This is a genomic window from Pandoraea sp. (assembly GCF_041919235.1).
Lineage (GTDB): Bacteria > Pseudomonadota > Gammaproteobacteria > Burkholderiales > Burkholderiaceae > Pandoraea.
This window is the reverse complement of record NZ_JAYRUC010000004.1, coordinates 172,020-185,898: the sequence shown is the minus strand read 5'-3', so window position 1 is coordinate 185,898 and position 13,879 is coordinate 172,020. Positions and strand designations below refer to the sequence as shown.

Annotated in this window: 12 protein-coding genes; 9 read left to right on the top strand and 3 right to left on the bottom strand. The window is 66.6% G+C overall.

Translation table 11 applies throughout. The annotated features are described in order from the left end of the window. Window positions 1-33: 33 nt before the first annotated feature. The 7 genes from ACE3UG_RS04805 (at window position 34) to ACE3UG_RS04775 (ending at window position 7,885) form a co-directional block, all read left to right on the top strand. On the top strand, window positions 34-522 hold the full coding sequence (locus ACE3UG_RS04805; RefSeq protein WP_374620354.1) for a chemotaxis protein CheW: 489 nt from the start codon (window positions 34-36) through the stop codon (window positions 520-522). Next, window positions 519-1,979, top strand: a complete 1,461-nt coding sequence (locus tag ACE3UG_RS04800; RefSeq protein WP_374620352.1) for a CheR family methyltransferase — start codon at window positions 519-521, stop codon at window positions 1,977-1,979. Before ACE3UG_RS04805 ends, ACE3UG_RS04800 begins: the two co-directional genes overlap by 4 nt. Beyond that, window positions 1,976-2,635: a chemotaxis protein CheW gene (locus ACE3UG_RS04795; protein WP_374620349.1), complete on the top strand. Its 660-nt coding sequence runs from the start codon at window positions 1,976-1,978 to the stop codon at window positions 2,633-2,635. Before ACE3UG_RS04800 ends, ACE3UG_RS04795 begins: the two co-directional genes overlap by 4 nt. Further along, complete coding sequence (locus tag ACE3UG_RS04790) at window positions 2,632-5,058, top strand: hybrid sensor histidine kinase/response regulator (protein WP_374620347.1); 2,427 nt, start codon at window positions 2,632-2,634, stop codon at window positions 5,056-5,058. The genes ACE3UG_RS04795 and ACE3UG_RS04790 overlap by 4 nt, the downstream gene beginning before the upstream one ends. Beyond that, on the top strand, window positions 5,055-6,062 hold the full coding sequence (locus tag ACE3UG_RS04785) for a chemotaxis response regulator protein-glutamate methylesterase (RefSeq protein WP_374620345.1): 1,008 nt from the start codon (window positions 5,055-5,057) through the stop codon (window positions 6,060-6,062). The genes ACE3UG_RS04790 and ACE3UG_RS04785 overlap by 4 nt, the downstream gene beginning before the upstream one ends. 91 nt (window positions 6,063-6,153) lie before the next feature. Next, complete coding sequence (locus ACE3UG_RS04780) at window positions 6,154-7,119, top strand: diguanylate cyclase (protein ID WP_374620472.1); 966 nt, start codon at window positions 6,154-6,156, stop codon at window positions 7,117-7,119. Window positions 7,120-7,135: 16 nt separating this feature from the next. Next, the gene (locus tag ACE3UG_RS04775) at window positions 7,136-7,885 is read left to right on the top strand and encodes a glutathione S-transferase (RefSeq protein ID WP_374620343.1); all 750 of its coding nucleotides are present in this window, start codon (window positions 7,136-7,138) and stop codon (window positions 7,883-7,885) included. Window positions 7,886-7,902: 17 nt separating this feature from the next. Here the strand turns inward: ACE3UG_RS04775 and ACE3UG_RS04770 are convergent, their stop codons facing one another. The 3 genes from ACE3UG_RS04770 to ACE3UG_RS04760 all read right to left on the bottom strand — a co-directional run bounded on the left by ACE3UG_RS04770 (window position 7,903) and on the right by ACE3UG_RS04760 (window position 11,052). Next, window positions 7,903-8,496, bottom strand: a complete 594-nt coding sequence (locus ACE3UG_RS04770) for an N-acetyltransferase family protein (protein WP_374620341.1) — start codon at window positions 8,494-8,496, stop codon at window positions 7,903-7,905. Window positions 8,497-8,629: 133 nt separating this feature from the next. Further along, complete coding sequence (locus ACE3UG_RS04765; RefSeq protein WP_374620339.1) at window positions 8,630-10,057, bottom strand: TAXI family TRAP transporter solute-binding subunit; 1,428 nt, start codon at window positions 10,055-10,057, stop codon at window positions 8,630-8,632. Between the two features lie 74 nt (window positions 10,058-10,131). Further along, window positions 10,132-11,052, bottom strand: coding sequence for a LysR family transcriptional regulator (locus tag ACE3UG_RS04760; RefSeq protein ID WP_374620336.1), 921 nt, complete (start codon window positions 11,050-11,052; stop codon window positions 10,132-10,134). A 264-nt stretch (window positions 11,053-11,316) separates the two neighbouring features. Between ACE3UG_RS04760 and ACE3UG_RS04755 the strand changes: the two genes are divergently transcribed. Both ACE3UG_RS04755 and ACE3UG_RS04750 read left to right on the top strand, forming a co-directional pair. Next, window positions 11,317-12,507, top strand: a complete 1,191-nt coding sequence (locus ACE3UG_RS04755; RefSeq protein WP_374620334.1) for a M20 aminoacylase family protein — start codon at window positions 11,317-11,319, stop codon at window positions 12,505-12,507. Then, complete coding sequence (locus ACE3UG_RS04750; protein WP_374620332.1) at window positions 12,504-13,814, top strand: MFS transporter; 1,311 nt, start codon at window positions 12,504-12,506, stop codon at window positions 13,812-13,814. The genes ACE3UG_RS04755 and ACE3UG_RS04750 overlap by 4 nt, the downstream gene beginning before the upstream one ends. Window positions 13,815-13,879: the final 65 nt, after the last annotated feature.

Sequence of the window (13,879 nt, the reverse complement as noted above, 5' to 3'; positions counted from 1 at the left end):
CGAACGCATTCTTCGTCATTCGCGGACATCGCCATGTTGTTCCTGCGTTTCGCCATCGCGACCGATCACTATGTTATCGATGCCACGCACGTGGCTGAGGTGCTGCCGTGGCTCGCGCTCAAGCGCCTGCCCGCCGCCCCGGCGTGGGTGGCGGGGGCGTTCAGCTATCGTGGTGAAGCCGTGCCCGTCATCGATCTGACGCGCCTGGCGACCGGGGCGGGTGCGCCCGAGCGCCGTTCCACGCGTCTGGTGCTCGTGCACTATCCGGCGCCTGGCCCCGGCGCGCGCCTTCTTGGGGTACTCGTCGAGCGCGCGACGGACACACTGCGCGCCGACGTTTCGGCGTTCCAGGCAAGCGGCGTGGACCTTCCCGAAGGGCGCTATCTCGGCCCGGTGCTCGACACCGACGACGGACTCGTGCAGTGGGTGCGCGTCGACCAATTGCTCACCGACGAGGCGCGTGCGTTGCTCTTCGACGCCGCCCGCGACGCGCTGGCAGAGGCTCCGGAGGCGTTGTCATGAGCCATGTGCAGGACATAGAACGACTGCTGCGCGACACGATGGGCCTCGACGCGGAAACGCTCGGCGCGAACGCCATCGAGCGTGCCGTGCGCGCGCGGCTTGCCACGCTCGCCCCCGAGATGCAGGACGCGCCCGTGTATTCACTCTACTGGCAACGATTGCAGCAGTCGCCGCAGGAACTTCAGGCGCTGATCGAAGCGGTCGTGGTGCCCGAGACCTGGTTCTTCCGGCATCGCGAGGCGTTCAAGGCGCTGGCGCAAATGGCGCTCGACGAACGCGCTGCGCGACGCGGCACGGTGCGCGAGCGGCCGCCATTGCGCCTGTTGAGCCTGCCGTGTGCCACCGGTGAGGAGCCCTACTCGATGGCCATGACGATGTTCGATGCGGGATTCGGCGCTGGCGATTTCACCATTGACGCGCTCGATATCAGCGAACATGCGCTCGCGGTCGCCCGAGCGGGGCGGTATGGCCGCAACTCGTTTCGCGGCCCGCCCGAATCGCTGCTGTTTCGCGAGCGCTATTTCACCCGGGAAGACGCCGATCACTACCGCGTGATCGGGGCGGTGAGCACGCAGGTGCGCTGGCATGCCGGCAACCTGTTCGATGCATCGCTCGTCGACCGGTTGGGCACGTTCGACTTTGTATTCTTCCGCAACGTCCTGATCTACTTCGACCGCGACGGGCAACGCCGGGCGATTGCCGCGCTCGAACGTCTCATGCGCATGGGGGCGACGCTTTTTGCCGGACCGGCCGAAGGCGGCACCCTGACCAGCAATGGCCTGACGTCGACCGGGCATATACAGGCCTTCTCGTTTCGCGTAGCCGGGCCGGTGCGTGATACGGCGCCGGTGCCCGCCAGCGCGTCGCGCGTTGCGGGCACGCTCGATTCGTTCAGCACCGCTACGCCGGTGAGTTCCGTCGGCGCCATTGCGCAGCGGCGCACCCACGGCGCGCAGGTGGCGCATGCGGGGCCTGCGCGGACGTTTGCGTCGCTGAGTGCGAGTGCGAGTGCGAGTGCGAGTGCAAGTGCAAGCGCAAGTGCGACGCCAGACGCCTCGGCGAAGCTGCCTGTCGCGCCGCGTCACGACGCAGTGGCTGGCGTCGGTGCGCAACTCGACCAGGCGCGGGTCGCCGCCGACGCGGGCGATTTTGTACGTGCCGTCGCATTGTGTCGCAGCGTGCTTGCTGCCGATCGCGCCAACGCGCAGGCGGAATATCTGCTCGGGCTCGTCGAAGACGCGCGAGGCGACGCACAGGGGGCGCTCGTGCATTATCGTCGCGCCCTGTATCTCGATCCGGGACATTACGAAGCGCTCGTGCATTGCGCGGCGCAACTCGACGCGCGCGGCGACGCCGCAGGCGCACGACGGTTGCTCGAGCGTGCCGAGCGCACGGCCGAGACGACGTCTGACGCATCGCCTGACCACGCCCACCGTCACGGGACCCGACATCGATGACAAATCGCGAAATCGCGCGTGAGGCCGTTCCGGTGTCCGGTGAGTGCAACGCGGCATCCGGCGCGAACGCGCCTGCCCGCACGTTGCGCCGGCAGGCGGCGGAGCTGCTCGATCGGTTGCCGGTCGTCCCCCTCGATCCGACGCCATGGCGTGCAGTGCCTGGCGCGGAGGAATCTGCGCGCGGTACGTCGCTGCTGCTTTTCCGGTTGGGCGACGAATGGCTTGCGTTACCGGCGTCCACCATCGAGGAAGTGGCGCCGATGCGTGGCTGGCATTCGGTGCCGGGCCACCGTCAGCGGGCGTTGCTCGGACTGATCAATCTGCGCGGCGCGCTGGTGCCGTGCCTGTCGTTGGGCGAGTTGCTCGGCGTTCAGGCGGCCTCGCCGGTCCAGACCGCCCCCCAGGGCACGCTGCGCTCAAGTACATCGCGCCTCGTGGCGCTGCGCCACGGCCACCATCTGAGCGCATTTCCCGTGACCGAAGTTCACGGCACGGTCACGGCTGCACGCCATGCGCTCGGCTCGGTGCCCGCGACGGCAACGGGGGCGGGGGCGGCGGACGGCTTCGCCGTGGCCGTGTTCCACTGGCGCGAGCATGTCGTCGGTGTGCTCGATCCGCTGCGCGTCGGCGCGGCGTTCGACCGGAGTCTCGCATGAGCGACGATCTGCAGAGCGCCACGTTGCTCGACCTGTTTCGCATGGAAACGGAAACGCAGGCGCAAGTGCTTGGCGACGGGTTGCTCGCGCTTGAGCGTGCGCCGACCGACGCGTCGCATCTTGAAGCGTGCATGCGGGCCGCGCATTCGCTCAAGGGGGCGGCACGTATCGTGGGCGTCGATGCCGGCGTCGCGCTCGCCCACGTGCTCGAAGACGCCTTCGTTGCGGCGCAGCGCGGCACCCTCGTGCTCGACGTGGCGATCATCGACCGTCTTCTGCAGGGTGTCGATCTGCTCATGCGCCTGGCGCACCCGCCGGGCCGGGACCCCGGCTGGGCGCAGGGCTCGGGCAAAGGCGAAATCGACGCCTTCGTCACCTCGTTCGCCGAACAGCTCGCGAGCTTGACAGGCGGTGCCGCGCCGGACGCCTCCGGGCCGGACGCGCCCGCGGCTTTCGACTATGCGAGCTATGGCATGGAGACGCCGGAGGCGCCCGCCGTGCCCGAGCCGGTGCCTTCGGCGGCGCGCGAATCGTCCGCCAATCCCGCCAATCCCGCCACTCCCGCCAATCCCGCCACACCCGCCACACCCGCCACGCTCCCTTCGCATGACGCGATCGACAGACACGAGATGCGTGACGGCGGCGACGGTTCGGACCACGCCTCGCGTGCGTTGCGTGTGTCGGCCGACAGTCTTGACCGGTTGCTGCGGTTATCCAGTGAGGCGTTGGTGGCGTCGCGCTGGTCGCAGCCGTTCGCCCAATCGTTGCAGCGGCTCAAACGTCATCAACACGATGCAGACGACGCGCTCGACCGGGTAGGCTCGGCGCTCACGCAGGCGGCGGAGCGTTCCGACGAAGACCGGCAGGTGTTGCTCTCGGCGCTGGCCGATCTGCGGCGCGCTCTCGGCGTGGGCGCTCAGTTACTCGCCGAGCAGATCCACGAACTGGACCAGTTCGACCGGCGCTCGACACAACTCTCGCAGCGGTTGTACGACGAAGCGCTCGCGTGCCGTATGCGTCCGCTCGACGACCGGCTGGGCGGGTTCGCACGCATGGTGCGGGATTTGGGTCGCTCGCTTGGCAAGCCAGCGCGGCTGGAGATTCGCGGCGCGCATACGCAGGTCGACCGCGACATTCTCGATCACCTCGAAGCGCCGCTCGGGCATTTGCTGCGCAATGCGGTCGATCATGGTTTGGAGGGCCCGGCCGCGCGGGCTGCGGCGGGCAAGCCGGCAGAGGGTGTCATCACGCTCAGCGCGCGGCACAGCGCGGGTCTGCTGCTCGTGAGCGTGGCCGACGACGGCGCCGGCATCGATCTCGAACGTGTGCGGCGGGCGGTGGTCGCACGCGGGCTGGTGACACCGGACACGGCACAACGGCTCGACGACAACGAACTGGTCGAGTTTCTGATGCTGCCCGGTTTCACGCTGCGCGATACGGTGACGGACGTCTCCGGGCGCGGCGTCGGGCTCGACGCCGTGCGGGCGATGGTGGCGTCGGTGCGAGGCACGATACGCATCGAGCATGCGCCTGGGCGCGGCACGAAGGTCATCCTGCAACTGCCGCTCACGCTGTCGGTGGTGCGCAGCTTGCTCGTCGAGATCGCGGGCGAGCCTTACGCGCTGCCGCTCGCGAACCTGTCTCGTACCCTGGCGCTCGCGCAAGCCCATATCGACACGCTCGAAGGGCGTCCGCACTTTACGCTGGACGGCAAGCAGATCGGACTCGTGAGCGCGCAGCAGGTGTTGTGCGGCAGTGAGCCCGTGGGGGTCTCGGGCGACCAACCGGTGGTCGTGTTCGGTGACGGCGAGGCGCGTTACGGGCTGGCGGTCGACAAATTTCTGGGCGAGCGCATGCTCGTCGTGCAGCCGCTCGACGCGCGGCTCGGCAAGGTGCCCAACATTGCTGCGGGCGCACTCACGGAAGACGGCTCGCCGCTACTCATCATCGACACCGCCGATCTGGTGCGCTCGATCGCCAAGGCGGTGGCGTTGGGATCGCTCGACCGCTTGCCGATGCGCGCCGCGCAGGCGAGCGGTCGCGCACGCAAGCGTGTGCTCGTCGTCGACGATTCCTTGACCGTGCGCGAGCTCGAACGCAAACTGCTTGCCGCGCGAGGTTACGACGTGAGCGTTGCCGTCGACGGCATGGATGGCTGGAATGCCGTGCGCAGCGAGACGTTCGACATGGTCATCACCGACGTCGATATGCCGCGCATGGACGGCATCGAACTGGTAACGCTCATCAAGCGCGACGTCCATACGGCTGCGTTGCCGGTCATGATCGTTTCGTACAAGGACCGTGAGGAGGATCGCCAGCGCGGGCTCGACGCGGGCGCGGATTACTATCTCGCGAAAGGCAGTTTCCACGACGACGCGCTGCTGCGCGCCGTGGTGGACCTCATCGGGGAGTCGGGGTCATGAGAATCGGGCTCGTCAACGATTCGATCATCGCTATCGAAGCGCTGCGCCGCACGCTCGCGCAGCGCCCGGGGTTCGAAGTCGCATGGGTCGCGCACGACGGCGCACAGGCGGTGTCGATGTGCGCCCCCGTTCCCCCGGACCTCGTGTTGATGGATCTCGTCATGCCGGTCATGGATGGGGTGGCGGCCACGCGCGAGATCATGCGGCGCACGCCCTGCCCGATTCTCATCGTGACGTCGGATGTCGGCCATCACGCGAGCCTGGTGTTCGACGCGATGGGTGCCGGCGCGGTGGATGCGGTCGACACGCCGGTGTTGGGGGCGTCGGATCTGGCGCGCCCGGCGTCGGCGCTGCTCGCGAAGATCGACGCCATTGCGGCCCTGCAGGCCGATGCGGGTGTGCCACAGATGGCCGCTGCACCGCCTGCCGCCACAAGGACCGACGCGTTGGTGGCCATCGGGGCGTCTGCCGGCGGACCGGCGGCGCTCGCCACGCTGCTGGGGCGCTTGCCCGCGAACTTCGGTGCGGGCGTGGTCGTGGTACAGCACGTGGATGACGCGTTCGTTTCGGGCATGGTGGAATGGCTCGATCAACAGACGCCGCTTACCGTGCGGCTGGCGCAACCGGGCGAGCGGCCGTCGGCGGGGGTCGTGCTGCTCGCGGGCGGCAATCGCCATCTGCGCGTGGACGCGAGCGGGCGTTGCGTGTTGACGGACGAGCCGAAAGAGGCGGTGTATCGTCCGTCCGTCGACGTTTTCCTGCAGAGCGTGGCCGAGAACTGGCGCGCACGCGCCGTAGGCGTGCTGCTCACCGGCATGGGGCGCGACGGCGCGGCCGGACTTGGCGCCATGCGCACGCAGGGCTTCATCACAATTGCGCAGGATCGTGCGACGAGTGCGGTGTACGGCATGCCCAAAGCGGCGGCCGAGGCCGGTGCGGCGTCGCAGATTCTGCCGCTGGCGGCCATCGCCCCCCAATTGGCGGCGATGTTTGGAACGGTATGACAGGACGCACATCATGACGACAACCCCACGCCTGCCCAAACCGGCGGCGCAACCGGCCGGCACCGAGAGCAGCCTGAACGAATCGTCGGCGATGGTGTTGCTCGTCGACGATCAGGCGATGGTTGGCGAGGCGATCCGCCGCGCCCTGGCGGGTGAACCGAATATCGACTTCCACTACTGCCTGGATCCAGAAGACGCGTTGCGCGTGGCGGAGCAGACGCGCCCGACCGTCATTTTGCAGGATCTCGTGATGCCTGGCACTGACGGCTTGTCATTGGTGCGGCAGTATCGCGCCAGTCCGCTCACGCGCGACATTCCGATCATCGTGCTCTCGACGAAGGAAGAGCCGACGATCAAGCGCGAGGCCTTTGCTGCCGGTGCGAACGACTATCTGGTCAAGCTGCCCGATACCATCGAGCTGGTCGCGCGCATTCGCTATCACTCGCGCTCGTATATGAATCTGCTCCAGCGCGACGAGGCCTACCGTGCGTTGCGTGAGAGCCAGCAGCAGTTGCTGGAGACGAATCTGGAGCTGCAGCGGCTCACGCATTCCGATGGTCTCACCGGACTGGCGAACCGTCGTTACTTCGACGAGTATTTCAGCGCGGAATGGCGTCGTGCGCTGCGCGAGCAGCGCGAGATGGCGTTGCTGATGATCGACGTCGACAACTTCAAGATCTATAACGATACGTACGGCCACATTGCGGGCGACGATGTGCTGCGCCGCGTCGCCCGCACGATTGCCGATGCTGCGGCGCGGCCGGCCGATCTCGCCGCGCGCTTCGGCGGCGAAGAGTTCGTGATGGTGCTGCCCAACACGTCGGCGAGCGGTGCGGCGACGATCGCGGAGAAGGTGCGTGCACAGATCGACGCGATGGCGATTCCGCACGTGGGCTCGGCCAACGGCCAGCACGTCACGATCAGCCTTGGTGGCGCGGCGTGGGTGCCTCGAACGCACATGGCGTCGACCTCGTTGATCGAGTCGGCCGATCTGGCGTTGTATCGCGCCAAGCAACAGGGAAAGAACCGTGTAGAGATGCAGCAAGGCGCTTTCTGAGCCTGAGGAGGCAGACATGGCGGCGGACGTGACGTTCGAGCTGTTCTATTGGCCTGGCCTGCAAGGGCGCGGCGAATTTGTCCGCCTCGCCTTCGAGGCGACCGGCACGCCGTATGTCGAGGTCGTACAGGGCGACGGGCCCGGCCAGGGCATCGACGGCCTGATGCAGACGATGGACGCGCCTGCCGGCATGGCCCCGCCCTTTGCGCCGCCTTTCCTGCGCGTGGGCGACGAGCTGATTGGGCAGACGGCGAACATTCTGGCGTTTCTCGGTCCCCTGCTCGGGCTCGTGGGCGAGTCGCCGCGCGCGCGCCGCTGGGTCAATCAGTTGCAGCTCACGCTTGCCGATCTGGTTGCCGAGGTGCACGACGGCCACCATCCCATCGCGGGCCGGCTGTACTACAGTCAGCAACGGGCGGAGGCGCGCAAGCGTACGGCGGATTTGATCGAGTACCGCTTGCCGAAATACTTCGGCTACTTCGAGCGTGTGCTGGCGAATAATCCGCAGGCGGGTGGCTGGCTTTCCGAAGGGGCGATGTCGTACGCCGACCTCTCGCTGTTTCAGGTCGTCGCCGGTTTGTACTACGCGTTTCCGCGTGCGATGTCGGGCTTTGCCGAGGCATTCCCGCGCTGCCGCGCGGTGCATGATGCTGTCGCGCACGCACCGCGCGTCGCGTCGTATCTGAAATCGTCACGCCGCATCCCGTTCAATACCACCGGCATCTTTCGCCACTACAAGGCGCTGGATCGCGCCTCGCCGTTTTGACGCGGCAGCCGGCTCACTCACTCCGGCAGCGTCGCGTCGCCGGCGTTGAGCGGACGTTGCATCAGCACGGTGTCGATCCAGCGGCCGAATTTGAAGCCGACGGACTTGAGCACGCCGGTCTGGACGAAGCCGCATGCCGTATGCAGCGCCAGTGATGCCGCGTTGCCGCTGTCGCCGACGTTCGCAATCAATTGCCGCCACGGACCGCCTTCGCAGCGTGCGATGAGGGCGAGCAGCAGCGCGCGGCCCACGCCCTGGCCCGTCGCATCGGGGGCGATGTAGACGGAGTCTTCAAGCGTGAAGCGGTAGGCCGAGCGTGGCCGGTAATGCGTGGCGTACGCGTAACCGAGCACCCGCCCGTCGCGCTCGGCAACGAGGTACGGCAGCCCGGCGTCGAGCACCTTATTGCAACGCACGCGCATCTCGGTCTCATCCGGCGGCACTTCCTCGAACGAGGCCGTGCCCGTGCGGACGTGATGGGCGTAAATGGACGCGATGACCGGCAGGTCGTCACCGCGCACAGGCCGCACGGTGCACGCGCGACGCGGCGCTTCTGCGCCAACGCGCTGTGTCGCGCCGGTCACGCAGGAGTCAGAGGGAAACGACGACATACGAACGCGCCAATGTGTTGGGTTTCACGAGGGACCGGCTTCCCGGTTCAAGACAGTCAGCAGTGTGCGCCTCGATTGCTCATAAGAAAAGCTGGTGTTGCTTATGAATTGCATAAGCCTTCCTTTGAGCGGCTCAGGCACCTCGCGCGCCCTGCCCGCCCGGCATGGGAGGCGTGTCGCCCGTGGGTCGGACGGTGTCTCTGCCAACATCCCACGACCCTGCGTTCATGGCGTCGAGCCGCTGGCGCACGAAGCCGATGTGTTCGCGCAGCACGTAGAACTGGTCGGCATAGGCGAGTGGGATCTTCAGACGGTTGACGGCGGCTTCGATGGCATCGAGCCGATGGCGAAGGTTGCGGTAGTCGGTGTGAGCGTCGTCGGCCAGCGCTTCACGCTCCAGGGCGATGAGCGCACCGTACCAGCGGTACAAGCGCGATTTCACTCGCCAGCTATACAGCGACGGCACCAGCCGGAACGCCGGAATCAGCACGACGATGATCGGCACGAGCAACACGACGATGCGATCGGCGAGACTCGCGATCCAGAAGGGCAGATGCCGGTAGAGGAAGCCTTTGCCGGACTGGTAGTAGCGGGCGGCGTCGTCGGAGATCGGGAATTCGTGGACCTGGGCCGACGGGAACGTTCCGGCGCGTTGCAGCAGGTTGGCCTTGCCATGGACCTCACGCGCGGCTTCGATCAGGAGGTCGGACAGCGCCGGGTGCAGACTGTCGCGCGCGACGAGCTCGACCGTCGGGCTGATGACATGGACGGGTTGCGACGGGAGATTGCGTCCGAGGTCGAAAACGCCGCGCGGCAGCGTGAGTACATTCAAATAGGGGAAGCGGCGCGTGTACGCATCGGCTTGCGCGAAGTCCATCAGCCGCACGCCGGGGGTACGGATCAACTTGCCCATCGTCGGGCCGGTGGCGGTGTCGCCGGTGAGCATGGCGGCGTCGACGCGGCCGTCGATCAGCGCTTGGGCGGCGTCCTGTCCATCGTACGCCGTGAGCCGGGTCGCTCCACCCGGCGCGATGCCATTCGCCTTGAGCAGCGTGAGCGCGAGGGCGCGCGCGCCGCTGCCTTCGCGGCCGATGGCGATGCGCTTGCCCGTGAGGTCCGATAGCTTGGTGACACGCGGACCTCGATAGAACACGGAGATCGGTGCATAGAACATGCTGCCCAGCGAGACGAGGCCATCGACATCGAGGCCCTGCGATACGCCACCTTGCACGAGCCCCAGATCGACCTGCTGATGCGCGTCGGCAAGCCGCTCCACGTTCTGGCGCGAGCCTTCGGAAGTGAGCACGTTCAAGGTGATGCCGTCGCGCGCAAGGATCGTCTTGTAGCGTTGCGCGGCGTTCCAGAACGAGCTGCCCTCGGGGCCGGCGCTGAGCGTGACGGTGCGCGGCGGCGCCGGTTGCACGAGCCATACGGCGAGCCAGATGGCCGCGATCGAGACAAGGACGACCGGGCCGAAGGACACGGCGAGATCGCGCCAGGAAATCGCGACGAAGCGCGCGCGGAGTCGCCGGTGGGCGGGCGGGTTCGAGTCGGTCGGCATCGAGCGGGCAGGAGTATCCAATACCCGGCCGATCATACGCCATCCGCAGCGAGCGATTTCGCTGCGCGGTCTCCTCAGCGATGCGCGAGACTCTGTGCGAGTTGCTTCCAGAGGTGATCGGCGGCGGGTGACAGCCGCCGTCCCACGCGTGTCATCATCTGACTGGAAAAACCGGTCGCAATCGGATGGTCGATGGGCACGGCCACCAACTCGCCGAGTTCGATGCCGCGCCGCGCCGTAATCGCCGACATGAAGGCGACACCGAGGCCGGCCGCCGCGAGTGTCTGTGCGGTGTTGAACAGATCGACGCGGTAAGCGGGCGTCACGTTCAGGCGCGCGGTGTCGAGCACCGAGTGCACGAATTGCTGCACGCCATGGGCCTCGGTCATGAAGATGAGACGTTCGTGCGCCAGCGCGGACGGCGGCACGCTCGTCATCTTCGCGAAGCGGTGCGTGGGCGCGACCACGGCGCACAGTGCCTTCGCGGCAAACGGATGAATGCGCATGGCCGGGTCGTCGGCCGAGCGGGCGCACAGCCCGATGTCCACGATGTCGTCGCGCACGAGCGAGAGCACCACGGGCGTGGGGCCCGAGCGAATTTCGACGAGGATGTCCGGATAGCTCATCGAGAAGCGCTGCAACGCCTGCGCAATGAGGCGGCCGATGAAGCCTTCGCCCACGCCGATCGCCACCCTGCCTCGCTTCAAATGCCGGTATTCCTCCAGCCGTGCCGACAGGTCGCGATGGCGGCGCTGGCCGTCGCGGTAGTAGTCGATGAGCACCTGACCGATCTCGGTGACGCTCACGTTGCGTCCGCGCCGCTCGATCAGCGAGAAGCGCAGCCGCCGCTCGAGCGCCGCGATCTGCCGGCTGACCACGGACGGATTCACGCCGAGCGCTTCGGCCGCCATGCGCACGCCGCCGGTCGCAGCAATTTCGGCAAGATATTTGAGCGGACGCTCGCCAATGTCGTCCATCCACGACGCGTTTGTCATGCGGGTCTCAGTGTTGCGCTCGAACGAAGGGGGCGTCCGACCCGACGCGGGTCCGATGGCCGGCGTCGGCGCACCGAACGCGCCGGAGGAAGTCGCCAAAGCTTCGAATCGGCGTGGGTTTGCCTGATCGGCACCCATGTTCTCGCGGCGCGTGGGTTCCGTCAATTGTTGACTGAAAGGCAACAGTTTGACGTGGTTTGCGTCATGGGTGGGAATTTTCGTCGGTGCAATACTCCGCGTAATTCAAAACGAGAGGAGCCCCCGATGAGCGAGATTCGCTATTGCGAAGTCAGCGATCTGCTGGATGCGCGCGAGCCGCTGGCCGAGATGCGTCACCACATTCACCAGCATCCCGAATTGTCCTTCGAGGAAGTCGATACGTCGCGCTACGTGGCGCAAAAGCTCGAGCATTGGGGATATCGGGTCACACGCAACGTGGGCGGTCACGGCGTGGTGGCCTCGCTCACGCTCGGCACGAGCACTCGGAGCGTGGGCGTGCGCGCCGACATGGATGCACTGCCGATTCGCGAGCAGACCGGCCTGGCATACGCCAGCGTGCACGACGGCAAGATGCACGCTTGCGGTCACGACGGCCACACGACCGTGCTGCTCGGCGCCGCGCAGCAACTCGCGAAGACGCGCAATTTCGACGGCACCGTCCATCTGATCTTCCAGCCGGCGGAAGAGGCCGGATCGAACAGCGGCGCCGAGCAGATGATTGCCGACGGCTTGTTCGAGCGTTTCCCGTGCGACGCGATTTTCGGTTTGCACAATCACCCGGGGGTGGCCACGGGCACGTTCGGCTTCCGTGCCGGTCCGCTGATGGCCGCGTGCGACACCGTCAAGATTCGCATTCACGGCCGTGGCGGTCATGCGGCGCGCCCGCATCTGGCCATCGACCCGGTGATGATCGGCAGCAGTCTCGTGATGGCGCTGCAAACCGTGGTTGCTCGCAGCATCGACCCGACCGAAGCCGCAGTGGTCACCGTTGGTGTGTTCCACGCCGGTTTCGCGCCGAACGTGATTCCCGAAGAGGCCGTGCTGGAGTTGAGTGTGCGTTCGTTCTCGGCGACGGTGCGCGCCACGCTCGAGGCGCGCATTCGCGCGCTGGTGAGTTCGCACACCGAAGGGTACGGCGCGAGCGCCGACATCGAGTACATCCGAGGGTATCCGGTGCTCGTGAACACCGAGGCGGAAACGGAATTCGCGCGCAGCGTGGCCGAGGCGCTGGTGGGGGCCGAACACGTCATTTCGCCGTTCCCGCCGATCGCGGGCAGCGAGGACTTCGCGTACTACCTGCAGAAGGTGCCGGGTTGCTTCATTCGATTGGGCAACGGTGAAGGCCAGCCGATGCTGCACAACGCCAAATACGATTTCAACGACGACAATCTGACCATCGGCGCCGCCTTCTGGACACGTTTGGTCGAACGCTTTCTTACCAAGGAGCGCGCATGAGCATCGCAACGCAATCGCTTTCGATTGACGGCGCACAGCCGTCGCAAATGACCGCTGCGCAACAGCGCAAGATTGTTTTCGCGGCTGTCATCGGCAACCTGCTGGAGTTCTTCGATTTCACGGTCTACAGCTATTTCGCGCTGACCATCGGCCGGCAGTTTTTCCCGGCGGAAGATCCGATCACGTCGTCGCTGCTCGCGTTTGCCGTGTTCGCGGTGGGCTTCGTGATGCGCCCGCTCGGCGGCTTCGTGCTGGGTCGGTATGCCGACCGTGCCGGCCGTAAGCCGGCGCTCACCCTCACCATCGGCTTGATGGCGCTGGGTTCGGCGGCGATCGGTCTCGCACCGACGTATGCGCAGATCGGCTTGGCCGCGCCGTTGCTGATCGTCGCGGCACGTTTGCTGCAGGGCTTCGCGCAAGGCGGCGAGTTCGGTGCGGCGACGGCCACGCTGTTGGAGATGGGCGGCGCGAAGCGTCGTGGCTTCCGTGCGAGCTGGCAGTTGGCGAGCCAGGGCGCAGCCGCGCTGCTCGGCTCGGGCCTCGCCGCGAGCCTCGGCTTCCTGCTCTCGGACGACACCATGCACAACTGGGGCTGGCGTATCCCGTTCCTGCTGGGCACGCTGATCGCTCCGGTCGGGATCTACCTGCGCCGCCACATTCAGGAAGAGCCGCCGAAGGCGAAGGTCGTCACCGGTCGCGACGATCCCAAGCGTGGCGTCTATGTGCGCAACTGGTTCCTCACGATCTTCTCGATCATGGGCATGTCGGTGTCGACCTACGTGATGATGTACTACATGCCGACGTACAGCATTCAGTACCTGGGTCTGCCGCCGAAGATGTCGATGCTCACCGGGGTGGCGGCCAGCACGATCTCGCTCGTGATGTGCCCGATCTACGGCGCGTGGTCGGACAAGATGGGGCGTCGCAAGCCACTCACCATCGCTGGCCGCGTGGCGCTCATCGTGCTGCTGTATCCGGCGTTCTGGATCATGACGCACTTCCCGTCGCTGCCGGTCGTGCTCGCGGCGCTGATCGTGCTGATGCTCTGCTACACGATGGGGTCGGCCCCCGCTTACGCGCTGATGCCCGAGAATTTCCCGAAGCATCTGCGGGCAGGCTATATGTCGAGCGCATATGCGATTGCGGTGTCGGTGTTCGGCGGGACGGCGCAGCTCGTCGCGGCGTGGCTCATTCGCGTGACCGGCAACAAGATGGCGCCCGCCTGGTACATGATCGTCTGTGTGGCCATCTCGCTCATCGCCGTGTCGATGTTCGAAGAGACCGGCAACAAGGTGCTCGAGGAGTAAGCGCTCGCAGGCGTTCCGCAAGACCCCGAGAGGGCGATGACGTATTCCGTCGTCGCCCTCTTGCG